This is a genomic window from Vibrio hangzhouensis, from assembly GCF_900107935.1.
GTDB lineage: Bacteria > Pseudomonadota > Gammaproteobacteria > Enterobacterales > Vibrionaceae > Vibrio > Vibrio hangzhouensis.
This window is the reverse complement of the sequence record NZ_FNVG01000002.1, coordinates 242,672-265,984: the sequence shown is the minus strand read 5'-3', so window position 1 is coordinate 265,984 and position 23,313 is coordinate 242,672. Positions and strand designations below refer to the sequence as shown.

General features: G+C 46.4%; 27 protein-coding genes. 21 read left to right on the top strand and 6 right to left on the bottom strand.

The window, feature by feature from the left end; all coding sequences use genetic code 11:
• Positions 1 to 8 precede the first annotated feature (8 nt).
• From nifV to C4S60_RS03035, 8 genes are read left to right on the top strand one after another with little or no spacing between them, the layout of a single operon-like run.
• The gene (gene nifV / locus C4S60_RS03070) at positions 9 to 1,127 is read left to right on the top strand and encodes a homocitrate synthase (RefSeq protein ID WP_103878855.1); all 1,119 of its coding nucleotides are present in this window, start codon (positions 9 to 11) and stop codon (positions 1,125 to 1,127) included.
• A gap of 11 nt (positions 1,128 to 1,138) precedes the next feature.
• Positions 1,139 to 1,414: a nitrogenase-stabilizing/protective protein NifW gene (locus C4S60_RS03065; RefSeq protein ID WP_103878854.1), complete on the top strand. Its 276-nt coding sequence runs from the start codon at positions 1,139 to 1,141 to the stop codon at positions 1,412 to 1,414.
• 14 nt (positions 1,415 to 1,428) lie between these two features.
• On the top strand, positions 1,429 to 1,881 hold the full coding sequence (locus C4S60_RS03060) for a nitrogen fixation protein NifZ (protein ID WP_103878853.1): 453 nt from the start codon (positions 1,429 to 1,431) through the stop codon (positions 1,879 to 1,881).
• Positions 1,882 to 1,907: 26 nt separating this feature from the next.
• Complete coding sequence (locus C4S60_RS03055) at positions 1,908 to 2,735, top strand: peptidylprolyl isomerase (RefSeq protein WP_103878852.1); 828 nt, start codon at positions 1,908 to 1,910, stop codon at positions 2,733 to 2,735.
• A 16-nt stretch (positions 2,736 to 2,751) separates the two neighbouring features.
• A complete protein-coding gene (gene modA, locus C4S60_RS03050; RefSeq protein ID WP_103878851.1) occupies positions 2,752 to 3,498 on the top strand; it encodes a molybdate ABC transporter substrate-binding protein in 747 nt (248 codons plus the stop codon).
• 15 nt (positions 3,499 to 3,513) lie between these two features.
• Positions 3,514 to 4,191 carry a molybdate ABC transporter permease subunit gene (gene modB / locus C4S60_RS03045; protein ID WP_103878850.1) on the top strand — a complete coding sequence of 226 codons (678 nt, stop codon included), beginning with the start codon at positions 3,514 to 3,516 and terminating at the stop codon, positions 4,189 to 4,191.
• A gap of 9 nt (positions 4,192 to 4,200) precedes the next feature.
• Positions 4,201 to 5,280 carry a molybdenum ABC transporter ATP-binding protein gene (modC, locus tag C4S60_RS03040; RefSeq protein ID WP_103878849.1) on the top strand — a complete coding sequence of 360 codons (1,080 nt, stop codon included), beginning with the start codon at positions 4,201 to 4,203 and terminating at the stop codon, positions 5,278 to 5,280.
• A 27-nt stretch (positions 5,281 to 5,307) separates the two neighbouring features.
• Complete coding sequence (locus C4S60_RS03035; protein ID WP_103878848.1) at positions 5,308 to 5,838, top strand: nitrogen fixation protein NifQ; 531 nt, start codon at positions 5,308 to 5,310, stop codon at positions 5,836 to 5,838.
• Between the two features lie 404 nt (positions 5,839 to 6,242).
• On the opposite strand, the gene C4S60_RS03030 is transcribed toward C4S60_RS03035, so the two are convergent.
• The 4 genes from C4S60_RS03030 to nifL all read right to left on the bottom strand — a co-directional run bounded on the left by C4S60_RS03030 (position 6,243) and on the right by nifL (position 11,073).
• The gene (locus tag C4S60_RS03030) at positions 6,243 to 6,491 is read right to left on the bottom strand and encodes a 4Fe-4S binding protein (protein WP_103878847.1); all 249 of its coding nucleotides are present in this window, start codon (positions 6,489 to 6,491) and stop codon (positions 6,243 to 6,245) included.
• Positions 6,469 to 7,800 (bottom strand): nitrogenase cofactor biosynthesis protein NifB, encoded by a 1,332-nt coding sequence (nifB, locus tag C4S60_RS03025; protein ID WP_103878846.1) that lies wholly within the window; start codon positions 7,798 to 7,800, stop codon positions 6,469 to 6,471. The genes C4S60_RS03030 and nifB overlap by 23 nt, the downstream gene beginning before the upstream one ends.
• Positions 7,801 to 7,935: 135 nt before the next feature.
• Positions 7,936 to 9,510, bottom strand: coding sequence for a nif-specific transcriptional activator NifA (gene nifA / locus C4S60_RS03020; RefSeq protein ID WP_103878845.1), 1,575 nt, complete (start codon positions 9,508 to 9,510; stop codon positions 7,936 to 7,938).
• 12 nt (positions 9,511 to 9,522) lie between these two features.
• Complete coding sequence (gene nifL, locus C4S60_RS03015) at positions 9,523 to 11,073, bottom strand: nitrogen fixation negative regulator NifL (protein ID WP_103878844.1); 1,551 nt, start codon at positions 11,071 to 11,073, stop codon at positions 9,523 to 9,525.
• Positions 11,074 to 11,364: 291 nt separating this feature from the next.
• Here nifL and rsxA point away from each other — a divergent pair, with 291 nt between their 5' ends.
• The 10 genes from rsxA to C4S60_RS02965 all read left to right on the top strand — a co-directional run bounded on the left by rsxA (position 11,365) and on the right by C4S60_RS02965 (position 19,184).
• On the top strand, positions 11,365 to 11,940 hold the full coding sequence (gene rsxA / locus C4S60_RS03010) for an electron transport complex subunit RsxA (protein ID WP_103878843.1): 576 nt from the start codon (positions 11,365 to 11,367) through the stop codon (positions 11,938 to 11,940).
• A gap of 14 nt (positions 11,941 to 11,954) precedes the next feature.
• Entirely contained in the window at positions 11,955 to 12,485 is a 531-nt protein-coding gene (locus tag C4S60_RS03005) for an RnfABCDGE type electron transport complex subunit B (RefSeq protein ID WP_103878842.1), read from the top strand.
• Positions 12,486 to 12,504: 19 nt separating this feature from the next.
• Entirely contained in the window at positions 12,505 to 13,998 is a 1,494-nt protein-coding gene (gene rsxC, locus C4S60_RS03000) for an electron transport complex subunit RsxC (protein ID WP_103878841.1), read from the top strand.
• The gene (locus C4S60_RS02995) at positions 13,991 to 14,986 is read left to right on the top strand and encodes an RnfABCDGE type electron transport complex subunit D (protein ID WP_103878840.1); all 996 of its coding nucleotides are present in this window, start codon (positions 13,991 to 13,993) and stop codon (positions 14,984 to 14,986) included. Before rsxC ends, C4S60_RS02995 begins: the two co-directional genes overlap by 8 nt.
• A 1-nt stretch (position 14,987) precedes the next feature.
• Positions 14,988 to 15,590: an RnfABCDGE type electron transport complex subunit G gene (locus C4S60_RS02990; RefSeq protein ID WP_103878839.1), complete on the top strand. Its 603-nt coding sequence runs from the start codon at positions 14,988 to 14,990 to the stop codon at positions 15,588 to 15,590.
• The gene (locus C4S60_RS02985; protein WP_103878838.1) at positions 15,583 to 16,260 is read left to right on the top strand and encodes an electron transport complex subunit E; all 678 of its coding nucleotides are present in this window, start codon (positions 15,583 to 15,585) and stop codon (positions 16,258 to 16,260) included. Before C4S60_RS02990 ends, C4S60_RS02985 begins: the two co-directional genes overlap by 8 nt.
• Positions 16,257 to 16,508: an RnfH family protein gene (locus C4S60_RS02980; RefSeq protein WP_103878837.1), complete on the top strand. Its 252-nt coding sequence runs from the start codon at positions 16,257 to 16,259 to the stop codon at positions 16,506 to 16,508. The genes C4S60_RS02985 and C4S60_RS02980 overlap by 4 nt, the downstream gene beginning before the upstream one ends.
• A 132-nt stretch (positions 16,509 to 16,640) precedes the next feature.
• Entirely contained in the window at positions 16,641 to 17,177 is a 537-nt protein-coding gene (locus tag C4S60_RS02975) for a flavodoxin (RefSeq protein WP_103878836.1), read from the top strand.
• A gap of 316 nt (positions 17,178 to 17,493) precedes the next feature.
• Entirely contained in the window at positions 17,494 to 18,210 is a 717-nt protein-coding gene (locus C4S60_RS02970; RefSeq protein WP_103878835.1) for a methyltransferase family protein, read from the top strand.
• 275 nt (positions 18,211 to 18,485) lie between these two features.
• A complete protein-coding gene (locus C4S60_RS02965) occupies positions 18,486 to 19,184 on the top strand; it encodes a DNA alkylation repair protein (protein ID WP_103878834.1) in 699 nt (232 codons plus the stop codon).
• A 57-nt stretch (positions 19,185 to 19,241) separates the two neighbouring features.
• Here C4S60_RS02965 and C4S60_RS23930 read toward each other — a convergent pair whose 3' ends face one another.
• A complete protein-coding gene (locus tag C4S60_RS23930; protein ID WP_160111325.1) occupies positions 19,242 to 19,478 on the bottom strand; it encodes a YfgJ family double zinc ribbon protein in 237 nt (78 codons plus the stop codon).
• A gap of 293 nt (positions 19,479 to 19,771) precedes the next feature.
• Here C4S60_RS23930 and C4S60_RS02955 point away from each other — a divergent pair, with 293 nt between their 5' ends.
• Entirely contained in the window at positions 19,772 to 20,746 is a 975-nt protein-coding gene (locus C4S60_RS02955) for an MBL fold metallo-hydrolase (protein ID WP_103878832.1), read from the top strand.
• Between the two features lie 84 nt (positions 20,747 to 20,830).
• Here the strand turns inward: C4S60_RS02955 and C4S60_RS02950 are convergent, their stop codons facing one another.
• Positions 20,831 to 21,742: a LysR family transcriptional regulator gene (locus C4S60_RS02950; RefSeq protein WP_103878831.1), complete on the bottom strand. Its 912-nt coding sequence runs from the start codon at positions 21,740 to 21,742 to the stop codon at positions 20,831 to 20,833.
• 138 nt (positions 21,743 to 21,880) lie between these two features.
• Between C4S60_RS02950 and C4S60_RS02945 the strand changes: the two genes are divergently transcribed.
• Together C4S60_RS02945 and C4S60_RS02940 are read left to right on the top strand one after the other, a co-directional pair.
• A complete protein-coding gene (locus C4S60_RS02945; RefSeq protein WP_103878830.1) occupies positions 21,881 to 22,264 on the top strand; it encodes a DoxX family protein in 384 nt (127 codons plus the stop codon).
• Between the two features lie 68 nt (positions 22,265 to 22,332).
• Positions 22,333 to 23,313: a glutathione S-transferase family protein gene (locus C4S60_RS02940; protein ID WP_103878829.1), complete on the top strand. Its 981-nt coding sequence runs from the start codon at positions 22,333 to 22,335 to the stop codon at positions 23,311 to 23,313.

Sequence of the window (23,313 nt, the reverse complement as noted above, 5' to 3'; positions counted from 1 at the left end):
GCGGAAGCATGTCTGTAACTATCAATGACACTACGTTGCGTGATGGTGAGCAAAGTCCTGGCGTGGCGTTTTCGACTGAGGAAAAAGTAGCCATTGCTCTGGGACTGGAAGCCGCTGGAGTGCCAGAGCTTGAGATCGGTATTCCCGCGATGGGGAACGCGGAACAAGACACCATACGTGCAATCGCATCCTCGTTGAGCGACTCGCGTACCATGGCTTGGTGCCGCATGAAACAGTATGACTTACAGTGTGCACAGTATCTCGGACTTGATTGGGTGGACTTATCAGCCCCAGTTTCACACCAGCAGATACACCACAAACTCGGACTGACGCCCGAACGATTAATTGCTCATTGTGAGTCACATGTGAAAACGGCTTTAGACATGGGGTTTGATGTTTGTCTTGGTATGGAGGACGCTTCGCGAGCAGAGATGTCATTGATATTTTTGCTTGCTGAGCACGCGGCAAAGTGGGGGGTGAAACGTCTTCGTTTTGCCGACACGCTTGGCATACTTGACCCAAATGCAACATATCGAAAAATTGCCCAACTCAAAGCGCGAAGTGATCTGCAAATTGAAATGCATGCCCATAACGATTTGGGGCTGGCCACCGCGAATACGCTGGCGGCGATTGATGCGGGTGCGACATCAGTCAATACCACACTCAACGGTTTGGGGGAGCGAGCTGGCAATGCTGCCTTGGAGGAAGTGGCGGTAGCGATGTCAGTGCTTAATAAAGGTGAAACCAATATCACGTTACAGGCGCTGCCGCCGCTGTGCCACTATGTGATGAGCGCAGCTGGACGTCAACTAGGGCCACAAAAAGCCATTGTCGGCGATACGATTTTTATGCACGAGTCTGGAGTTCACATAGACGGCATGCTTAAAAGTGGCGCCAACTATGAAGGTTTTTCGCCAAAACTGGTAGGGCGTGACCATGAGTTTGTGCTTGGCAAGCATTCAGGGCGACGGGCAATTAATTCTATTTACCACCAGTTAGGTCATGAGTTAGATCCCAGTCAATGCGATGAGCTTAGGTTGTCACTGCGTGAATGGGCAGAAGTTAACAAGTGTACCCCATCAAATGACGACCTTCGTCGGCTTTTAGAGCGGCAAATCTGCGCATAGGAGAGGAAAATATGGAACCTGAAGAGTTTGACGCGTCACTTGCCTCTCTGTCATCAGCGGAGGATTTTCTGGGCTACTTCAAGGTGAACTTTGACCCGGAAATTGTCGCTTCTAAGCGTATTGCACTGCTTAGAAACTTTCACCGAGCACTAGAGGGTATGCCCGAGCCAAGGGGTTACTTAGCCTATAAGAAGGCGCTTAATTTGGCCTATAGAGATTTGTTGTTAGGAAGTCACTTACCTTTGGCAAGCAGTAACTGCGCTCACTGTACAGAGTGTGACGATTGAAATGGAGTGACGCTATGGAGTGTTGGGATGCGAAGTTTCCAGTGGGGAGTCAGGTTCGCTTGATTCGTAATGTGCGCAACGATGGCAGTTTTTCTGAGTTAAACAAAGGTGATTTGTTAGCGGAACAAGGCGCTGTGGGAGAAGTTCGAAGCTCAGGTTATTACTTGCAGAATCAAATTGTCTATCAAGTATTTTTTCCAGCGCGAAACCTATTGGTTGGGATTAAAGAGACGGAACTGATAGACGTCAACCTGGAGTGGGTTCCATGCCTTTTTCGTTCTCTCGACAAGGCTCGATTAACACTAGCACTGAAGGTGAGAGACGACATTATCGCGGTCAAAGGTGATTTGGTCGAAGTACAACGCGTGTTTAGAGACCTAGATACGGGTCAACTGGAATATGAAATCGCTGTTGGCGGCTACTACGTGAAAGTCGATGCGAAGGTCGTTGAGGCGGAGCTAACCTAGCATTAAAAGAAAAAACAGGAGTGCTTATGGACAAGCAAATCCGGCTGTATCTATCCATTAAACTGGCCACGGAGACGTTTAAACTCAACCCTGAGTTCTTGAATGAGACACAACAGAAGGAGTTGGAACACAACGTTGAACGCCTGTATCACCTGCAAAACCGTATTCTCAGTAGTGACGAAGCACAATCTATCGTTGTGTCAGACACCGACATTGAACAGGCGTATCAAACGTGTGTCAATCAATGTGAGTCTATGAGCCAGTTTCAAGTACTGATGGATGTTCAAGATTTAACACAGGATGGTTTGAAATCGGCTCTCAAGAGAGAGTTGCATTGTGACAAGGTGCTCGAAAAGGTGTCTGAATCTGTTCCTGAACTGCCACGTGCTCAGGCGCTGGAATACTACGAAAAGCACAAAATTGACTTTTCTCGAGGTCGCACATGGAAGCTAAGTCAAATCCTGATCACCATCAACCCAGAGTTTGAGGAAAACCATAGAGAAAACGCATTAGAAAGAATCAGCAAGGTACGACAACAGTGTAACTATGTGGATTTTGGCCAATTGGCGCTGGAGCATTCAGAGTGCCCCAGTGCGCTGGAAGATGGTCTTCTCGGCTGGTGTGAAGAAGGCAAGTTATACCCAGAGATCGTTGAGCAGCTTTCGGGGTTAGACAGAGACAAAGTCAGCGAACCCATCGAAACCGAAGTTGGCTATCACCTTATTGTTTGTCATGACGAAAAACCACCTTATGTTGCACCATTTGATGAGGTGTGGCCATTTTTGCAAGAGCGACATAACACCCGTGCCAAATCATTTATGCAGCGCCAATGGATGGCACAGTTAACACGTTAAGTTAGAGGGAGTTACTATGTTTAAACAAAGGATTAGTTTGCTAGTGCTACCTTTTATTTTCGGAATAACGTCGAATTGTTATGCCGAGGAAGTGTTTGTCGCGGTTGCAAACAATTTTAACCGGCCTCTTCTCGCCATGACCGATAGCTTCCACGAAGCAACGGGCCACCAACTGGTGATTAGTACAGGGTCATCGGGCCAGATTTTCTCCCAAGTTAAAAATGGCGCGCCCTATGATGTGTTTTTATCTGGTGACCAAAAGCGCCCGGCAGCATTGGTGAATGAAAGCCTGGCGACTGGGCAGATGACATATGCCGAAGGGCGTATTGTGCTTTGGTCGCCAATTAAGGATCTCTACAGCGACGCAGTCACTTATTTGCAAGAAGGGAAATTTCTCCATATTGCTATCGCGAACCCCAAAGTTGCGCCTTATGGCGTGGCGGCCACTCAGGTATTGGAGACGTTGGATCTTTCCCACAAGCTCAAGCCCAAAGTTGTGATGGGTAAAGGACTCAACCCAACCTATCAGTATGTTGTCACAGGAAATGCTGAATTAGGCTTTCTCGCGATGTCACAAGTGATACGAGATGGTGAGCTGTTACCCGGGACGTATTGGAAAATACCTGATTCTCTTTATGAGCCAATAAAGCAAGACGCAGTGTTACTTAGGCATGGCATCGAAAACCCAGCGGCTAAAGCGTTTATGGCCTATCTGCGTACACCTCAAGCTAAGGCGATCATTCAAGAGTTTGGCTACCGCTAAACAGAGAGGTTCGATATGTGGGATTTGGACCCCAGTGTTGTTTTCATCACTCTTAAACTGGCAGCGGTCGTGACAGTATGGGTGCTATTAATCGCCATCCCAGTCGCTTGGTGGCTCTCTATTACATCCAGCCGATTGAAACCGTTGGTCATAGCGTTATTTACAATGCCAATGGTGCTGCCTCCTACCGTACTGGGCTTCTATTTGTTGTTGCTAGTAGGTCCGAATGGACCTGTCGGTCAATTGGTTGCGTGGTTGGGCTTACCACAACTTGCGTTTTCTTTTTCAGGTATCGCGATTGCTTGCATTGTGCACTCTTTGCCCTTTGTGCTTCAGCCGCTGCAAAACTCCTTTGATGCGATCGGTAAAAAACCATTAGAGGTGGCTGCAACGCTACGAGCTTCTCCACTAGACAGTTTTCGCTCCGTTACGTTACCCCTTGCATGGCCTGGCATTTTCTCTGCGGCGATCATGGGCTTTTGTCATACGCTTGGCGAATTTGGCGTGGTATTGATGATTGGTGGCAATGTACCGGGTAAGACACAAGTGATATCAGTGGAAATATATAACTACGCCGAGGCGCTAGAGTTCGAAAAAGCGCATATCTTGGCTGGGGGCATGGTGTTGTTCTCATTTGCTTCTTTGTTAGTGATGTATTGGTTGAACAGTCGCTACAGGCATTTGGGTCAATAGGAGAGTTGTATGGGAGTCATGCGAGCTCAGTTTGAAGTTGCGTATTCCGATTTTCACCTAGCGGTTGATTTATCCCTTCCTGCTAAGGGGGTGACGGTTTTATTCGGGCGCTCGGGTTCGGGTAAGACCACGTGCTTAAGAGCGATTGCTGGTTTGGACAAGCAAACACAAGGTTATTTCTCTCTTGGGGGCGAAGTTTGGCAAGACAATCGTCGAAGGCACTTCGTTCCGACTTATCAAAGAGAACTCGGTTATGTGTTTCAGCAGCCAGGTCTTTTTCCACACCTAACGGTCGATGAAAACCTCGAGTTCGGTAGAAGGCGGGTGGGTGCTCAAGCACAAAAAGTCGATAAACAGACAATTTGCGATCTACTCGGGATTGGTCAGCTACTGAATCGCAGGACCCATAATTTGTCAGGGGGAGAGAGTCAACGGGTTGCTATTGCGCGAGCGCTGTTGACTTCCCCCAAATTACTGCTCATGGATGAGCCATTATCGGCGCTGGATAATGGCCTTAAAGCTGAAATCCTTCCTTATTTAGAAAAACTACATCGAGAGTTGTCCATTCCGATCATTTATGTCACTCACAGTGTCGCAGAAGTGACTCGCCTTGCTGATTACTTGGTTTTGTTTGAAAAAGGACAAGTAGTGGCGTGTGGAACCGTTCAAAAAATTATGGCGGATCCCAAATTTGAATCCTTGTTCGGAGAGGAGATGGGCAGCGTGATAGAGGCTCGAGTGATGCATCATTATCAAGATCAGATAACGGCTCTCAGCGCAGAGGGGAACGTACCGCTATTTATCCCCCAGCATGTTGGCGAGATAGGGGAAACCCACCGTTGTCGCGTGCTGGCTTCGGATGTCAGCATTTCGTTGATAGAGCCAGTACGAACATCAATTTTAAATGTCTTGCCAGCTAAGATCATTGACTGTGCACCGGCCAGAAAAAAGGGGGAGCAAAGTGTTGTGCTGGAACTCTCCAACAAAAGTCGACTACTCGCGCTTATAACTCAGCGCTCGGTACAGCAACTCCAACTAAAACTCGGTCAATCTGTATGGGCTCAGATAAAGTCCGTAGCGATTTGTTAGCTCATACACTCGAAGGGGAATGGTATTGTGACAAAAACGTATGAATTAGAGACATTTTGGCGCCCTATGCTAAAAGCCTATTGTGAGGGTAAAACCGCCCAGCCTCCTTTTATGGGGCTCGATCAAAAGCGTTTTGAGCACCTTTATAACAACGCAGTCCAACAAGGAACTTTGCCCGAAAGTACCGTACACCAGGGTCCTCAAAGATTGACCTACCGACTGCTTTTTTCACAACGAGAAGATGAGAAGCAACAAATTGTACAGTTGTTAAGATCTTATGGCCGTTCGGATTGTCACTACTTATCAGAATTGACGCAGGTTGTTGCTCATACATGTTTAGGTTCGAGTCATTTATGGTCAGATCTAGGCTTACCAAATCGGCGGGTATTGGGAGAGTTAATTCGTTTCTACTATCCAGAGTTACATCAAAAAAATCAACATCATATGCGTTGGAAACGCTTCTTCTATCGTCAGTTATGTGAGCAGGGTGGAGACTACGTTTGCCGAGCACCCAGTTGCGAAGAGTGCAGTAGTTATAGTGACTGTTTTATTAATTAGTTCCTACTTCTACTCTGTCAAGAGAGAGACGAAGTGTCATTTCGAAATGTTTTCATTCCCTTGCTGGCATTATTAAGGCGAAGGGTTCCAGCAAGGGAATCTAATTACAGCGAACACGTCACCAGTTTAGTTTAGCGAGAAGCCTATTCTTGACCATATTCGAGCAAACCAGTGATATCTTCCTCTGGCTTTCCAATTGCCACTATCACTCGCTTAGAACAGCGGTTGGTAACTCTTGAAGCTAAAAATTCATAACATACGTTGCTGAGCTACTTTTAATCCCAAGGCCCTGCTACCCAATTAATTCTTCCCTTCTCCAATATCTGCGCGACTGGTTACAAGACCTCATTTCCTCAAACTGCGCCAAGCATTCCCGCGCAGTCTGGGTTACTAACGCTTCATACTTAAACAGACAATCCTGTCAGGCTGCCTTTAGGATTCATAACCTTGCCGACCTGGTCGACAATGGCTTCTTCAACTGGGCAAATAGAAGTGCATTGAGGGTGTTCGAAGCTGCCAACACAGCCACTGCATCGATTAGGGTGAATCGCAAAAAAGCGTTCATCATCGGTTTTTTTAAAGATGGCGTGGCTGGGGCAAACCAGTTTACAGGCGTGGCAGCCGATGCATTTATCCGTAATGACGTACTTCATGTTTAGCCTCTTTTAGGATATCAAGTTCAATTTTTAGTGCCAGCTCGGACAGAGCGCTATCGACGTCCGAAAAAGCAAAATCGATATTAGGTGCAATGCCAAAGCTTTCTAACTGTCGCCATGGGGTAATGCCAATTCGGGAGCATAGAACGGTTTGGCAGTCTTTAATGGTTTCCATTAGCAATGATTTGTACTCCTCGTTCTCGCTGCAATCGCTTGGCCCATGGCAGTATTTTGAGGCTATGCGGGTTTCTTCGAAGATAAACTGCGATTGTTCATGGTCCAAAACATAAATGTCGAATCTATCGGCATAGCCAAAGTGTGTCTGAATGACTTTTTCAATAGATTGATTTTGGTGAGCAATCGCGACACGATAGAGCGCTTTCGATACAACCTGTGCTGTTTCTGCTGTTCCACAAGGCTCTCCAAGGGTGCCAACAGCATCTGCTCTGCATTGTTGGCAGTGAGTCATTTGAGCAAGGTGTTTGGCAGAATCTTGGCGCGCTTGTTCTAGTTGTTGCTCGTTAGGGGCGGCTTGTCCAGTCACCCCGAAGTACGTACCGTGTTCCGGCTCAGAAATGAGCGGCATGATATTGTGGAGCATAGCGCCCAATTGACTGACTTTCTCTGCAACGGTCTCAATGTGTGAATCATTGACCCCGGGTATTAGAACGGTGTTGACCTTGACAAGCATCCCTGCTTGGGCAGCGGCTTCGAGTCCTTCAAGTTGGCGTTTGATTAGGGTCGATGCCGCTTCAAGCCCTTTGAGTCTCTGATGATCAAAGTAGATCCATGGGTATATTTTGCTGCCAATGTGTGGATCAATGCAGTTAATTGTGATGGTGAGATGATTCACTCCTGCCGCTAGCAGTTGATCGATATAGTCGACGAGTGCGAGACCGTTTGTTGATATACAAAGTTGTACGTCGGGAGCATGTTGACGAACGAGTTCCAGCGTTTTGAATGTAGCCGCAGGATTCGCGAGCGCATCGCCTGGGCCTGCAATCCCAACAACGGATAGATTAGGTGAGCGGCTGGCAATGGCACTAAAGCGCTTAAATGCACCTTGTGGATCAACAAGGCGGGATACCACGCCAGGGCGAGATTCGTTACTGCAGTCATATTTTCGATTACAGTAGTGACATTGAATATTACACGCTGGTGCTACAGGTAGATGAATTCGAGCATATTGATGCGCATTCTTTGAATAACATGGATGCTGCTCGATCTTTTCTTGAATTTCCTTTCGAAAAAAATGGCTAACTTTGGTCCTCGGGCTTTCACTGTTTGCTTTAGATTCTATTGGCATAAATCACCTCTTCTATAAGTCGTTATTGAGAAGAGTGCTGCAAGACCTGTACCTTATTAATTTATAATAAAAACATATATTTAGTCATTTCTTTAAAGTCATTGTTATGACAATTGTTCTAAACCTGACAATGCCTCACAACTGCTTCATATCGATGTTCATAATTTGGATTCGATAGGCGATTTGTCGCGGTGTCATGTTCAACAATCGAGCCGCTTTGGCTTTTACCCAGCCTGTTTGCTCTAGAGCATCAATGACGGCTTGACGTTCATCGGAAGGGGTAAACCTCCCAACTTCAGCTATCGGTTTAGGTCGCTCTTGGTGTTGTTTGTTTAGTTGCCCGCTGAGCGGCATTACCATGGATGGCTTATCGGGGAATAAGATCACATTTTGCTCGATGACACCTGACTCCGTCAGTATCGCTGCGCGCTCAATAGTATTTTGAAGCTCGCGAACATTGCCTGGCCAGGAATGGGACATGAGTACCCGAAGCGCAGCATCGGTGATCGAAAGCTTACGTTTTTGCTTTTTGCTTAGATTGTTTATCATAAATTCAACCAGGTCTGGGATGTCTGGAAGTCGTTCTCGTAACGGTGGTAATTGCATGGGCATGACGTTAAGGCGATAGTAGAGATCTTCTCGGAAGCTGTCGTTTGCTACCTCAGCTTCTAGATTACGGTTGGTGGCGGCAATAATCCTAACGTCTACCGAAATAGTATCGGTACCACCCACACGCTCGAATTCTTGCTCCTGGATTACACGCAATAGCTTGGCTTGAAATGCGGGGCTGGTTTCCCCTATCTCATCAAGGAATATCGTCCCATTGTGAGCCATTTCAAACCGCCCCTTACGCTGTTTAACAGCACCAGTGAATGCGCCTTTTTCGTGACCAAATAACTCAGATTCCAAAAGGTTGTCGGGTAGGGCAGCGCAGTTCAGCTTCACAAAGGTGTTGTTTGATCGAGATGAATTGTAATGGATAGCGTTGGCGATGACTTCTTTACCTGTCCCTGACTCACCGCGTAACAGAACGGTGGAGTCCCATTTGGAAACTAACCGAACTTGCTCAAAGATTTGACGCATGGCTTGGGTATGACCCACTAAATTGTCAAAGCTATAGTTGTTGCGAATCTTTCTGCGCAGTCCATCACGCTCTTTCAGTAGTTGTACCTGTTTGTTCTCTACCTGGTGTGCAAGCAACACATTCTTCGCTATTAAGCTCGCGATCATTTCGAGAAATCGGCACAAAACGGAAATGTAGTCATCTGAGCTATATAAAGGTTGGGCAGAGAGCGCTCCAATTGTGTGGTTTGAGGAGTCTTTTAATGGCACACAGATAAATGGCTTGGTGTAGTCATAGAGAGCAAGTTTATTTGCAAAACGCATATCTTTACTGAGGTCACGAATAACGATGGTCGAGTTTTGAAGCAAGAACTCACCGATGACGCCTTCCCCTGCTTTATAACTTACGTTGGTGTCGAGCGCATCATCACTGTAGGGCGAGTGGACAGATTTTACCAGCATGATGTTTCGTTCTAAGTCTTTAATAGCGAGCACCCCACATAGTAAACCGCATTCTTCATGAAGTATGCGTAGTACTCGACTGGTTGATTCACAGTAATTCAGGCTACTGTTGAGTTCTCGACTGATCTCGTACATTGAATTCAGAAGAAGGTGTTCCATTTGTGCAATCGAATGTATGTTATTCATTGGCATATCTCCTTAATTCAACTTTGGGAAAATGAGTCTGAATATTGTCCCGCTAGAGTGACGGCGCGAGGAAACGTCGAGCGATGCGGAATGTTCATTGACGACTTGCTGAACTATGGTTAATCCAATACCGTGACAACCACTTTCGATAGCGGGCTTGGTGCTATAGAAAGGCTGGAATACTTTATGTCGCATATTTGAGGGAATACCGCAGCCATTGTCTTCGACCGATACGATCACCTCATCATTGTATTGCTCAGTGGAGATAAATAGCTGGCCATTGAAATGTTTGGCATGTTGGATCGCATCGATTGCATTTCCGATTAGCTGATCAAAGGCTAACAGTAGTCGATAGGGCTTACCCGCAATGTGTGACAGATCCGAGGTTAGATTTAGGGTAACTTCGGTAGATGACTTGATGAGTAGCTTGGTATTAATTGCGATGGAATCAGCCAGCAGTTGGTTGATGTTCACGGGTTGAAGCGCTTCTGGGTGCCGCTCTGGAATGGCTTGCTTTATTTCCAGCAGAGCAGTTTGAGCGGACTCCAAAGCATTATCCATTGCTTTTAGACCTGGGCAAGCATGATTATTCTGCTTCAATATGGTGGTGGCAGACTCAATCATATTTAACGGACCCTGGAGTTGATGCAGCATTCCCATCATCACTTCTTGTAAGGTATGGACATACTTGTTGTCACTGGTAATGTGAGCGATGGTATTAATGCGCTTTTCTTCGATTTCCCTTTTTTCTTTGGTCCTATCAATAATCCCAACGATCGTGCAGTAGCCGTGATTGGTATCGAAGTAGGCTTCTGTGGCGATGTCGCTATATGGAACTTTTTTAAGGATACATTCGAGCCATTTCTCATCAACAGCCCTGCTTTCACCAAGACACAGTGTTTCGCTTTTAGATTGGTTTTGGGCTAGATACTGAGTTATCGAAGGCTCCCCATACTGGTTATCCAGTTGTTCGGAAAGTTTCACCAACGGATCGATACTGAGTGATCGCGTCAACTTACCATAGTTGTCGTTCGAGAAAATAAGCCGGTCTTGCGAATCTATTATTCCTATTGACAGCGGAGCAGAGCTGAGAACTTGTTCAAATAGTGCAGCTTGGTTTTTTTGCTCTATCTTCAGTCTATGTTGCTCGGTAATGTCTTTTTGTGTGGTGTAGTAAAAGGTTTGACCACACTCAGTTTTGAATGGGGTTATCGAAAGGTCTGCAATATAGAGACTGCCATCTTTTCTTCGGTTAACCAGAGTCCCTTCCCATGTATCACCGCCACGTATGGTATTCCACAGTTCCACATAAACTTCTTTTGGCGTGGTTTGGTAAGAGAGCATCGAACAATTATTACCAACAAGCTCTTTTCGGGTGAAGCCGGTTATTGCGACAAAGCAGTCATTGACCTCGCACATATTGCCTGAGCTGTCTGTAATGGCCACTGCTATCGGTGCGTTTAGCACTATATGTTTGAAAATAGCAGTACCAAACAATGATGACGTTCCCATTGACACCGCTTCTGATGCATCGGTCAAATTCGAATGTTCTATTGGTATCATAACTTAGTCCTTGTATAGCCTCTTATGGACACCAATGCATTAACCATTCCAATAACTTATGTAAAGGAATTCAACGCTTAAAAGAACAGGGTTTGTTTGATTTTGGACAAACTATTAACAACTCGAACAGCTTTGTCAGGTTTGCTACAAATTTCCAATTGACGCGAAAACAGGGAGCTACGCCCACAATACCGTAACTCATGGGGCTGATTGAACTTTCAGAGTGCATCACTTGTTTGGCATGAGCTGTGCAAATACTCCAGATATTGAGGCGTAAAATAGGGACGTAAAATGTCTGAGGGATTATTAATCTTTATTGGTGCGGCATTTGTAAATAATGTCGTCTTGACCAAATTTTTGGGATTGTGCCCCTTCATGGGTGTATCAAACAAAATCAGTAGTGCATTAGGGATGGGGATTGCGACGACATTTGTGTTCACTATAGCCACTCTGAGTACCTGGCTATTAGACCACTTTGTGCTATCTCCTTTGGGGATGGAGTTTTTGCGCATCATTGCTTTTATTCTACTCATCGCATCAGTAGTACAGCTAACCGAGTTGTATGTGAAAAAGCAAGACCCTGTCCTCTATCAATCTCTGGGCGTATTCCTACCGCTCATCACCACTAATTGCGCGGTTTTGGGGGTCGCTTTACTTGCCGTTCAAGATGGCCTTTCTTTCTTCAGCACCTTGATGTTTACCATCGGTTCCGCAGTCGGATTTACCATAGTGATCGTCCTATTTGCAGGTTTACGAAGCCAGCTCGCACTCAACCGTGTCCCTGCCGCATTACAAGGCTCTCCTATCGCTTTCATTACTGCTGGCTTGCTCTCTATGGCCTTTATGGGTTTTGCAGGCATGGTTTAGAAGGAGAGTGAGTGATGATTTCCGTGATTGTTTTTTTTGTACTAGGAGGTCTACTTGGACTGATTTTGGGCTACGCGTCAAAATTGTTCAAAGTGGAGTCTAATCCATTGGTTGATCAGGTCGAAGCTCTTATGCCCGGTGGTCAGTGTGGTCAGTGTGGAGAGCCTGGATGTCGCCAAGCTGCTGAAGCTATGGTTCGGGGAGAACTTGCACCCACATCCTGTCCACCAGGTGGTGCTGCGTTATCGGCAGCCGTCGCCGAAATGCTTGGCGTGAGTGTTGAGCTTAGTGATGATGAAAAAGTGTGGATCGCTCGCATTGACGAAAGACGTTGTTCGGGGTGCACGCGCTGTTACAAAGCTTGCCCGTTTGACGCCATTGTTGGTGCAAATAGACAGATACACACCGTGATTAAGGATGTCTGCACAGGTTGTAAACTGTGTTCGCAAGTTTGTCCTCAAGACTGTTTAACTGTGGAGCCTACGGTGCCCGATATGTCTGCGTGGTTCTGGCCCAAGCCAGCAGTGATAAACAAAGCAGGCTGATTAACTTGAAGGAGCAAATATGCGGATAAATTTCACTGCCCCGTTTAAAGGGGGGATTCACCCCAAGGCGTACAAATCATTAACGAACAACAAAGCCATTGCAAAGGACTTCTGGCCAAAGGCCGTGTATTTAAGTTTACAACAGCGCAACGGGGCAATGTTGGAGCCGCTGGTCGCTGTTGGGGAAAAGGTGATGCGAGGTCAGATTGTCGCTGTCGGACGTACAGCTATGATCGCGCCGCTGCATGCGCCAGTTAACGGCATAGTCACTGACCTTACCGATTATCTTACGGCTCACCCTTCCAAGGTAAAGGCCAAAACGATAGTCATTCGTGCTAACCAAGATCGGACTTGGGGAACCACAAAGCATAAAGGCAATATCTACGGCCACTCACCAGAGCAAGTTATCGATATCATAGATCGCGCGGGTATCGTTGGACTGGGAGGCGCAGGCTTTCCGACCGCAGCAAAACTGAAGTTTGCTCGTCAGGCTAAGGTTCATACTCTGGTCATTAATGGTGGTGAGTGTGAGCCGTATCTGACATGTGATGACTTAACGATGCAGGAACATGCTGTTGAGGTGATTGCGGGTGTTCGGCTGATGCTCATGGCCAGTGGTGCAAAGAAGGCTATTGTCGGCATTGAGGACAATAAAGCATTGGCGTTTGAACGCATGCGATCGGCGAGTTCGGAAGATGACAACATTTGCGTGATGATGGTGCCATCTATATATCCCATGGGGTCTGAAAGACACCTCATCAAAACCGTTACCGGCGTGACGATTCCTTTGGGTTCACTGTCTACATCAGTCGGTATCTTGGTCAATAACATTGCGACGGCTCAGGCAGTTTTTCATGCAGTTGCCTACGGGCACCCTTTAGTTTCTCGAATTGTGACCGTGTCTGGTAAAGGTATTGAGTCGGCGCAAAACGTTGTAGTGCCAATAGGGACGCCAGTAAGGGATATCATTGCTCACTGTGGTGGGGTTACAGAGAACACGGAGCGTCTTGTGTTTGGTGGCCCTATGATGGGGCAAGTAGTGACGTCACCACAAGTTCCCATTGACAAAACCGTCGGTGGTATTTTGGCTTTGTCGGAAGACGAAGTTCAACCGAGAGAACAGCAAGAGTGCATTCGCTGCGGCCAATGTGTACGTGCATGTCCGATGGGGTTGATGCCATTTCAAATGGCGGCCCAAACTCGTCAGTCAGAATTCAAGCAAGCGCAGCAGCTAGGGGTAGAACACTGCCTATCTTGTGGGGCTTGCAGTTATGTGTGCCCTTCCTCCATCCCATTGGTTCAGTATTTTCAGCATGCTAAAGGGGCAATAAAAGCCACCGAGCTAATAGCGAAAAAATCGGCTCAGGCAAAAGCGTTGACGGAAGCGAGAAAAGGGCGTCTGGCGGCCGAGCTTGCAGTGAAGAAAGCAGCCAAAGCCGCGAAAGCAGCCAGTCGCAAAAAAAGAGCGAGAGCACCCCGTACCAAGTCCACAGAGGAGGTGGCAAATGATTAACTATGAGCTGAGTTCAGCGCCATTCTCACACAGTGAAAACTCCAGTGTGCGAATCATGTATATCGTGTGTTTTACGTTGGTTCCACCATTGGGTTTTGGTATTTATCAGTTTGGCCTAAATGCTTTGCATTTATTACTGACCTGCGCGGTAACAGCGGTCATGGTTGAAGCCATGTGTTTAAGGGTAATGGCGAGAAGCCCAAGAGCCTGCTTTGATGGTTCAGCCTTGCTTACTGCAATGTTACTGGCCATGAGCTTACCCCCGACGGCACCGCTCTGGGTTGGGGTATTAGGTAGCAGTTTCGCGATTCTTGTAGGTAAGCAGATATTTGGCGGACTCGGGCAGAACCTCTTCAATCCGGCTATGTTAGCACGAGTGATGTTACTCATCTGCTTCCCTATCGAAATGACTGCCTGGTCTGCGCCCTCACCGATTGATTTTAGCAACAACTTAGTCATCGTACCTTCGCTCTGGCTTGAGTTTGATGGTGTGACAGCCGCGACGGCATTGAGCGCAGAGGTGATGCAGCAAGTAGAGTTCAGTGCTCTGTTTTTTGGCACACAGGCTGGCAGTTTAGGAGAAACCAGCGCATTTCTAGTGTTAATTGGTGGCGGATACCTTCTTTATAAGCGTTTGATTCATTGGGCAATACCATGTTCATTGTTACTTGGAGTTGCGGTACCCGCATTAATAAGCCATTGGTTATTCCCAAATGAGTTTCTTTCAATTCACACCCACCTTTTTGCTGGTGCAACAATGCTAGCGGCTTTTTATATTGCGACGGATTTGGTGACATCACCGACCAGCATCAGAGGGCAGCTTGTCTATGGAACGGGATGTGGCCTACTGATTTGGACTATCCGCAGCTTCGGTAGTTATCCAGAGGGGGTGGCGTTTGCAGTACTCGTTATGAACGCGACAGTACCGTTGATTGATCATTACTTGAGGCCGAATGTGTTTGGTAGCAAGGCGGCTAAGGAGTGCTGAGATGGACTTGTCATTGGAAAATTGGAAACAGAAAGTGTCCTATCAAAGTGGGCTATTGGCATTGAGTTGTACTTTAGCTGCACTTTTGCTTGTGGGCATGAAATACGTTACTCAACCCATCATTGAGGTTCGTATACAGGAAGACCAAAATGCGCTGTTAGAGGAGATTCTAAATGGACAACCGTTTTCAAATCAGGTGTTTGCTGAAGGTCAAGCCTTCTCTATTGAAGGAAATGAGTATCACTATTTTATAGTGAGAGATTCAAAAGGGAATATCATCAGTTATGTCATCAAAGGAGAACAGGAAGGCTATTCCGGCAAAATACAGTTCCTCGTGGGGGTGAATTTAGCTCAGCAGATCAGCGGGGTTCGCATTATTAGCCATACCGAGACGCCGGGTTTAGGCGACAAGATAGAGCGAGCGAAAAGTGATTGGGTGCTCAGTTTCAACGGCCGATCGTTATCGAATACTCAGGGTTGGAAGGTGACGAAGGACGGCGGTGAATTTGACCAGTTTAGTGGGGCGACCATCACTCCTCGTGCGGTGGTGAAGGGGGTGCATAACGCACTGAAAGGATTGCGTCTGGAGATAGATAATGAGTAATTACCGCACGATAATCAGTCAAGGTATGTGGAACAACAATATAGTCATCGGCCAGTCGCTAGCGCTATGCCCCTTGCTCGCCGTCACCAGTAGTGCGACCAATGGGTTGGGGCTGGGCCTGGCGACCACCGCCGTCATGGTAGCGGCCAATGTTCTTGTTTCTATGGCGAAAGTCATTATCAGCAAAGCAGTGAGAATTCCCGTAAATATCATCATTATTGCGACCTTGGTGACAATGATCGACGCGATCCTCAATGCCTGGCTTCATCCTCTGCATAAAGTCTTAGGATTGTTTATCCCCCTTATAGTGACCAACTGCGCTATTTTGGGACGTGTGGAGTCATTTGCTAGTAGAAATCCGGTATTGCCTTCCTGTGTCGATGGACTGTCCATGGGACTTGGTTTTACTTGGGTACTGGTGGCTCTGGGAGGATTGAGGGAGGTGATTGGCAGTGGCACTTTATTTAGCAATGCGAGTCTACTGCTAGGCGAACATTTTGCCTTTTTAGAAATGACCGTCATACCTGACTATCGTGGTGTTCTGTTAGTGATTTTACCCCCTGGCGGTTTCTTAATTTTGGGCGTGATGCTTGGAATAAAGCAAAAACTTACTCTAATGGATAAAGAACGACAGCGAGCGGATGATGTTGTCGCTGGAGGTAATGTATGAAAGTGAGTGTTGTTTATGCGCTAGAGAATGAGCAAGTTTGGCTACCCGTTGAGGTTGAACCAGGTGCTACCATCATGTCTGCTATTCATGAATCTCGAATCTTATCCATGTTCCCATCTATTGATCTTGAGCAACAGAAAGTTGGCGTGTTTGGAAAAACTTCATCGTTAGAAGCTGCAATTAATGAAGGCGACCGTGTTGAGATTTATCGGCCATTAATATGGGAAGCCGAAGACGATCAAGACTAATTGTTAGGTTTCGGACAATATGTCACTTTTTATCAGTGGTGTTGTTTTTTTAATTCCTTTTAAAACAGAAGGATAGATATGGAATGGGGATTGCAGTTCCAATAGTGAACACTTAAGGTTAAGGAGAGCATAATGGTTAGTGTGGGAATTTTTTTTGGTACAGATACAGGAAGCACACGTAAGGTGGCAAAACTCATCCACAAGCAATTGGGGGAAGGCGTCGCAGATAAGCCTGTTAATATTAACCGATGTGATGCAAGCGCTTTTGAAAAATATGACTACCTGATTTTGGGAACGCCGACCTATGGAGAGGGCTTATTACCAGGACTTGCTGCAGAGTGTAATGAAGAGAGTTGGGAAGAGTTCAGACCCAACTTTGATGAGCTTGACCTTAGCGGTAAGACAGTGGCGCTGTTCGGTTTAGGGGACCAAGTGAACTATCCTGATGAATTCGTGGATGGTCTAGGGGAGCTTTATGACTTAGTTGTAGAAGCAGGAGCCGAGGTGGTGGGTCGCTGGCCTTCGATGGGTTACGAGTTTAATGATTCAACCGCATTAGAAGAAGATGAGTTTGTGGGTTTGGTTATTGATAAAGACAACCAAGCCAGTCTTACAGACGAGCGCATTGCGCATTGGGTTGAGAAAATAAAGTCTGAAATGAGCTTTTAAGGCGTCTTATTCTAATCGAAACGTTTAAGGGTGCTGTTTTGACGAAACAAGGTATCAAGAAATCTATCAGTGGTTCTTGGTGCCTTGTTATTTTATGGCGGTTTATCAGAGAGTGCGGACTCATTTAAGTTGTTGCTAAAGATGCGTTATATCAACCCCAATAATGATGGGAGGTCTTCACTATGTATTTTGTTGATTTAAGGTCTAATCTATCAGTGTGATACAGAGTTTGGTGCCGATCAATGCCGCTCTGGTTGGTTACGCTTGAGCGCAGCGTTAAGTACACATTCAAATCCATTTCAATTCGGGGAATGACATGTCAGCAAAGGCTAATGAACAGGCAACTCAGACAGTCTCCCCTCGTCAGCGCCTCAGATTAGTTGTGGTGTACCTCTTAATCCCGCTGATTTTAGTTATCTGCGGTGGGGACCTCAGTTGGTGGCAAGCCTGGTTATATTCGACTCTGATTTTGGCCACTGGTCTCGGTGGACGCATGTGGGCGGAGCAACGACATCCTGGATTAACAGCAGAAAGACAAAATATTGAGAGTATTAAAAACGCAAAACCCTGGGACAGGGTGCTTGCTCCTATGATGGCGGTAAGCGTTGGGTTTCCTATGGTCATTGTGGCAGGGCTAGATCACCGCTATAACTGGTCCTCCGAGTTCGTGCCATGGCTTATTGGAATTGGCTTCGTTTCAATCACAATTGGGTACACTTTCGCTGCCTGGGCATTGGCAGAGAACCGCTTTTTCTCTAGCGTGGTACGCATTCAGACGGAGCGAGGTCATGTGGTGTGTGATAGTGGCCCATATCGTTTTGTGCGACATCCGGGCTATGCCGGAAATATCCTCGCATTATTCGGTATTGTTCTCGCGTTGAGTTCAGTCTGGGCGCTAATTCCTGCCGCCTTAGCATCTATTATCTCGGTGATTCGAACTGTTCTTGAGGACCAGACTCTACATGAGGAGTTGCCGGGCTATCGAGACTATGCACGACGCGTGCGCTATCGGTTGATTCCTGGCATATACTGAGGGACCTTAGTGGTGATATGCACCAGATCAGAGCCCGAGTTCCAACAGAAATGATAGCGTGCCGCCTTAATTGGCTGAATGATTTTTGCTCCTTTTCTCGCTTCGAGCTCAAAAAAAAACGCAGTTATCCCCTTGATAAAGGAGGGAGCTTATCCAACGCGATGTGAACCCAATTTACGTCACTTAGTCGTTTATTTTCAGTTGGCTACGCACTTTGCAAGGTCTTCTCTTTCGTGAAGGTGGTGTCTATTTTGGATATTGGAGGGTAAAGAAACATGCACCAATGGGTAGTCGCAACACAAAAAGCCCTCGCTCCGTTGGCAAACTCGGAGAATGCCTGTTTTATGCAGTCGTATTTGCGAGGACAGTTTGAGTTTTATGGTATTCAGTCGGGGCCAAGACGAGAGGCCATGAAGCACTTATTTTCTCATAGTCAGTTACCCGCGATAGACGAGCTGCCATTGGTGCTTGATGAGTTGTGGTCATTGCCGCAGCGCGAGTTTCAAATGGTTGCAGTCGATCTACTCATTAAGTTGAAAAAAAGACTGCCAGTAGCCATGCTGGCTGACCTGCAGCGCTGTATCACCACGAAATCGTGGTGGGATACCGTGGATATGCTGGCAACTCACATCATTGGCAGCTTCTATTTAAGATACCCGAACGAAACGATGGCGTTCATTGAACGCTGGCGTGGCCAGGACAACATGTGGCTACGGCGAACAACCTTACTGTTTCAATTAAAATACAAACAAAACACGGATGTGCCTTTGCTGTTTTCACTGATCAGAGAAAACAAAAGTGATAACGAGTTTTTCATTCAAAAAGCGATAGGTTGGGTGCTCAGAGAATACTCTAAAACCAATCCAGAGGCGGTTATGGAATTTATTGATAGTGAAAAGCTGCAAGGATTAGCCAAAAGAGAGGGGCTTAAGTGGCTGAAAAACAATGGGGGTATCACGTCATCATCGAAATAACCACTGTGATATCGACTGGCACTTCCTTGCTTTGTTGAAAGTGCCAGACAATTGGGTTCACAGGGTTGAAACGGTGAGCAAACGCCAGTTTATGGTGGTACGCGACTTTTGCATTCTACAGCTATTGCAGTAATAACTGACATTGCCACAAGCCTTTAATGATTCAAGTTGTTCACCACAATCAGAACAAAAAGGCGTTTTACGAAATTTTGTCTTGCACTGTGAGCAGGTATTGCCCCCTTCCGGCGGGATTTCAACGTTGCAGTCAGGGCAAAGTAACGTTAGTTGGAGCATGATGTTTCCTTTTCGGTGTTGTAGGCTGCATGAGCTCATTCATCTTGTTTGTCATCGAGAACTCGCTATTCTTCGATAAAGCATTATTTTCACTCAGAGATCATTGAGCAAGTAACATACCGTATTGTTCATTCACTCTGAATGACGCTCTTTTTAGAGGTTGTTGAACCTAATAATTCAACGGATTATAAGCTCATCCAATAAAATCGAATAAATGCTGTCAAAGCATCGAATGCGACTTGCTCATCTGGACTCTACCTTTGTAAGAACCAAGTAGAGAAAGGAACGAACAGATGAGAGTTACCACTAGTTTATATTTGTGTGTTTTGTCAGTCACTTCAGCAAGCGTGGTCGCTAATGAGCCCGTTTGGGACGCCAATAAGGTTGAGTTGGTCAGTGAGACGTTAGCGGACGGTGTTTACGCTTACTATGCGTCAAATGCAAAAAAATTAGAGGCTAAAGGGTTTCCTGTGGCAACCAGTGGGGGGCTGGTGGTTGGCACTGAAGGAGTGTTAATTATAGATACCATGCTCAACAAACGCCTGAACGCACAGGTTCAGAGTATGGTCGGTGAGGTAGGAGGCAAGTCGCCCGCAATCTATGCGGTGAACACCAGTTATCATGGCGATCATTCATATGGGAACATGTACTTACCTGAACAGTCTGTGATCATTCAACATCAAAACAGCAAGGACTATGTCGACGCCAACTTTAAAGCCGACACTGAGTTTATGATGTATAACTTTGGCCAGGGTCGTGGTATTGAGGAAATCGTTCCTACCACCGGGGATGTGTTAATTGAATCAGGTAGCCAAATCGCTTTGGATTTGGGTGATAAGACAGTACACATCATCGATTTTGGTTTTGCTCAAACCGGCGGCGATCTGTTTGTTTGGGAACCTGAGTCCAAGGTAATGTGGACAGGTAATGCCATTGTTGCTGTCAAACCTGCTTTACCATGGCTGCTTGATGGTCATATGCTGGCCACCCTCGAGACTTTCAAGAAAGTGTATGCCTTTTTACCTGAGGATGCTCGGGTGGTGCCGGGGCACGGGAGTGTAATGAGTAAAGCCGATATTCAATGGCATATTGATTATCTGGAAGCGGTACAAGAACAAGTTCAGCTTGCGGTGAACGAGGGATTGTCATTAGAAGAAACAGTCAAGCGTGTGAGCATGCCTGAATTTAGCGGTTACGCGTTGTTTGGTTGGGTACATTCTGGATTAAATGTGCCCGCTGCCTACAAAGATCTGACTCAAGCAAACTAAGTATTTTGTTGTTGAGAGAATTGGGTGGCTTAACTTGCCACCCAAGTCCCTTGTCTTATAGGGACTTGGGTGAAAAGCGCAATATTATGAGAGCGTGCTGTCCCAATAGGGGACGCTACCATAGTAGCCTGCGAGAAAATCAATGAATAAGCGACTTTTTCGCGGGAGAAAACGGGTTGAAGGGTAGACAACATACGCCCCGATCTTGTTGAGAGTATAGTTCGCTAAGATAGACGTAAGAGCCCCAGATTGGAGCTCCTTCCAGACAATAAAGCGGGGCAAGAAAGCAATACCATGTCCGGATGTAGCCATATCTTTTAGAAAGTCGCCATTATTGGCCACAAGGTGTGGCTTTATGGGGGCGAGGTGGCTGTGATTATCAGCATCGGTCAGCGTGATGCCGGAAAGTGGTGTTTGGCTGTACTTGAGAAATTGGTGGTGTTGTATGTCTTCGGGTGTTGTGGGGGTGCCATGTTGTGCCAGATAGGCCGGGCTGGCGCACAGAACATGCTCTATATTGGCAATCAGTTTCGCTTTCAGCGAAGAGTCAGTGAGCTCGCCAATGCGTAGGGCTAAGTCGATGCCGTCTTCGACAAGATTAATTTTTTTATCAGAAAACTCCAGGTCGAGCTTTAACTCCGGGTGTCGTTGGCAGAACTCTTTCAGAGCGGGTGTTAAATGATGCAACCCAAACGAAAGCGGTGCCGCTATTTTTAAGTTACCTGTGAGGGTGCCCTGCGAGTGAGCGATCTCGGCGTTGAGTTCCTCCATCTCTTCAACAATCAGGCGACTTTTCTGGTAGTAGCGTTCTCCTGCTTCAGTCAGACTTGAACTTCTGGTGGTTCGGTTGATGAGCTTCACCGCTAATAGCTGCTCTAACTCTGCCAGCCTTTTACTGACCGCTGATTTGGCAAGGCCAAGTCTCTCTGCGGCTTTGGTAATACTGCCCGTCTCCACAACCGTGATGAAAATCTTGATGATCTCTAATTGTCCCACAACTGTCCCTCTTCAATATTGTTCTCATTTTGAGAACTATCATTCTCCATTTTTGATGTTTATTGTTATTTGGTCAACAACTAATATGAACTTATCGAAACAACACCAACTTAATTCACTATCTTTAGGAGTGTCACTATGAACAAGCTACAACAATTATCAGCACCAGCAGGCCGTCTATTTCTCGCCCTTATTTTTGTTATGTCGGGTTTTAGCAAAATAGGCCAATACGAGCAAACTCAAGGTTATATGGAGATGATGGGTGTACCAGGAGCACTTTTACCGCTCGTAATTCTGACAGAAGTCATTGCCGGTCTTGCCATCGTTTTGGGATGGAAAACTAAATTCGCCGCTATCGCGTTAGCAGGATTTAGTGTGATGTCTGCCATTTTGTTCCACGCCGACTTTAGTAACCCTGCAGAAATGACCAATTTTATGAAAAATATCTCTTTGGCAGGCGCGTTCTTAATTTTGTTTGCTCAAGGCGCAGGCGCTTACTCACTCGACAATCGTCAGAAGTAATCGAACTGAAGGTGAAAACCAGGACGATTTAACAACGTCCACTTTGTAACCATAAAGGAGACCACATCATGGGGCAGTTAATCAACGGACAATGGCATAACGATTGGTACGAGACTAAGTCAACCGGAGGCAAGTTTGTACGCAAAGCTTCGAGCTTTCGAAACTGGATAACTAAAGATGGCAGTGCCGGACCGACGGGGGTAGGTGGATTTAAAGCAGAACCAGATCGCTATCATCTGTACGTGTCACTAGCTTGTCCCTGGGCGCATCGTACGATTATTTATCGTAAGCTGAAGGGACTCGAGGGAATGATATCAATGTCGGTTGTGAATTCATTTATGGGCGAGAATGGTTGGAGTTTTCTACCTGGGGACAAGGTTATTGCGGATCCAATCCATCATGCTGAGTTCATGCATCAGATTTACACCAAAGCAGACGCTAATTATACCGGAAGAGTCACGGTACCGGTGCTTTGGGATAAGAAAACCCAAACTATTGTTAGCAATGAATCGGCAGAAATCATCCGTATGTTCAATGATGCATTTGATGACATAGGGGCAACACCAGTCGATTTTTATCCCAGCGACAAGCAGCACGAAATCGATGAACTTAACGACTTTATCTACCCTAACATTAACAATGGGGTGTATCGAGCGGGCTTTGCAACAACACAAAATGCTTATGATGAAGCCGTCAGACAGCTCTTTGGAGCGCTGGATAAGTTGGAAAGCAGGCTCACAACTCATCGATACCTAACTGGCAAAGAAGTGACAGAAGCGGATTGGCGACTGTTTACCACCTTAGTTCGGTTCGATGCTGTTTACGTAGGCCACTTCAAGTGTAATCTTCGTCGTATTGTCGACTATCCTCATGTATGGGGCTATTTGCGCGACCTGTATCAGACTCCCGGAGTCGCAGAAACAGTGGCATTGGATTACATTAAAGCGCACTACTATGCTAGCCACGAAACGATAAATCCAACGCGTATCATCCCTGTTGGACCAATCATCGATTTTACACAACCCCATGGCCGAGAGTTATTGTCTTGA

What these genes read in the sequence shown, in the direction of transcription:
- modC (WP_103878849.1), top strand. Translation starts at nt 4,201, where the DNA reads ATGGGAGTCATGCGAGCTCAGTTTGAAGTTGCGTATTCCGATTTTCAC.
- C4S60_RS02985 (WP_103878838.1), top strand. Translation starts at nt 15,583, where the DNA reads ATGAGTAATTACCGCACGATAATCAGTCAAGGTATGTGGAACAACAAT.
- nifB (WP_103878846.1), bottom strand. Translation starts at nt 7,800, where the DNA reads ATGCCAATAGAATCTAAAGCAAACAGTGAAAGCCCGAGGACCAAAGTT.
- modB (WP_103878850.1), top strand. Translation starts at nt 3,514, where the DNA reads ATGTGGGATTTGGACCCCAGTGTTGTTTTCATCACTCTTAAACTGGCA.
- C4S60_RS02970 (WP_103878835.1), top strand. Translation starts at nt 17,494, where the DNA reads ATGTCAGCAAAGGCTAATGAACAGGCAACTCAGACAGTCTCCCCTCGT.
- C4S60_RS02980 (WP_103878837.1), top strand. Translation starts at nt 16,257, where the DNA reads ATGAAAGTGAGTGTTGTTTATGCGCTAGAGAATGAGCAAGTTTGGCTA.
- C4S60_RS03030 (WP_103878847.1), bottom strand. Translation starts at nt 6,491, where the DNA reads ATGAAGTACGTCATTACGGATAAATGCATCGGCTGCCACGCCTGTAAA.
- C4S60_RS02990 (WP_103878839.1), top strand. Translation starts at nt 14,988, where the DNA reads ATGGACTTGTCATTGGAAAATTGGAAACAGAAAGTGTCCTATCAAAGT.
- C4S60_RS03055 (WP_103878852.1), top strand. Translation starts at nt 1,908, where the DNA reads ATGGACAAGCAAATCCGGCTGTATCTATCCATTAAACTGGCCACGGAG.
- C4S60_RS03060 (WP_103878853.1), top strand. Translation starts at nt 1,429, where the DNA reads ATGGAGTGTTGGGATGCGAAGTTTCCAGTGGGGAGTCAGGTTCGCTTG.
- C4S60_RS02975 (WP_103878836.1), top strand. Translation starts at nt 16,641, where the DNA reads ATGGTTAGTGTGGGAATTTTTTTTGGTACAGATACAGGAAGCACACGT.
- rsxC (WP_103878841.1), top strand. Translation starts at nt 12,505, where the DNA reads ATGCGGATAAATTTCACTGCCCCGTTTAAAGGGGGGATTCACCCCAAG.
- C4S60_RS02995 (WP_103878840.1), top strand. Translation starts at nt 13,991, where the DNA reads ATGATTAACTATGAGCTGAGTTCAGCGCCATTCTCACACAGTGAAAAC.
- C4S60_RS23930 (WP_160111325.1), bottom strand. Translation starts at nt 19,478, where the DNA reads ATGCTCCAACTAACGTTACTTTGCCCTGACTGCAACGTTGAAATCCCG.
- C4S60_RS02945 (WP_103878830.1), top strand. Translation starts at nt 21,881, where the DNA reads ATGAACAAGCTACAACAATTATCAGCACCAGCAGGCCGTCTATTTCTC.
- nifA (WP_103878845.1), bottom strand. Translation starts at nt 9,510, where the DNA reads ATGAATAACATACATTCGATTGCACAAATGGAACACCTTCTTCTGAAT.
- C4S60_RS02940 (WP_103878829.1), top strand. Translation starts at nt 22,333, where the DNA reads ATGGGGCAGTTAATCAACGGACAATGGCATAACGATTGGTACGAGACT.
- C4S60_RS03005 (WP_103878842.1), top strand. Translation starts at nt 11,955, where the DNA reads ATGATTTCCGTGATTGTTTTTTTTGTACTAGGAGGTCTACTTGGACTG.
- C4S60_RS02965 (WP_103878834.1), top strand. Translation starts at nt 18,486, where the DNA reads ATGCACCAATGGGTAGTCGCAACACAAAAAGCCCTCGCTCCGTTGGCA.
- rsxA (WP_103878843.1), top strand. Translation starts at nt 11,365, where the DNA reads ATGTCTGAGGGATTATTAATCTTTATTGGTGCGGCATTTGTAAATAAT.
- modA (WP_103878851.1), top strand. Translation starts at nt 2,752, where the DNA reads ATGTTTAAACAAAGGATTAGTTTGCTAGTGCTACCTTTTATTTTCGGA.
- nifL (WP_103878844.1), bottom strand. Translation starts at nt 11,073, where the DNA reads ATGATACCAATAGAACATTCGAATTTGACCGATGCATCAGAAGCGGTG.
- nifV (WP_103878855.1), top strand. Translation starts at nt 9, where the DNA reads ATGTCTGTAACTATCAATGACACTACGTTGCGTGATGGTGAGCAAAGT.
- C4S60_RS03065 (WP_103878854.1), top strand. Translation starts at nt 1,139, where the DNA reads ATGGAACCTGAAGAGTTTGACGCGTCACTTGCCTCTCTGTCATCAGCG.
- C4S60_RS02955 (WP_103878832.1), top strand. Translation starts at nt 19,772, where the DNA reads ATGAGAGTTACCACTAGTTTATATTTGTGTGTTTTGTCAGTCACTTCA.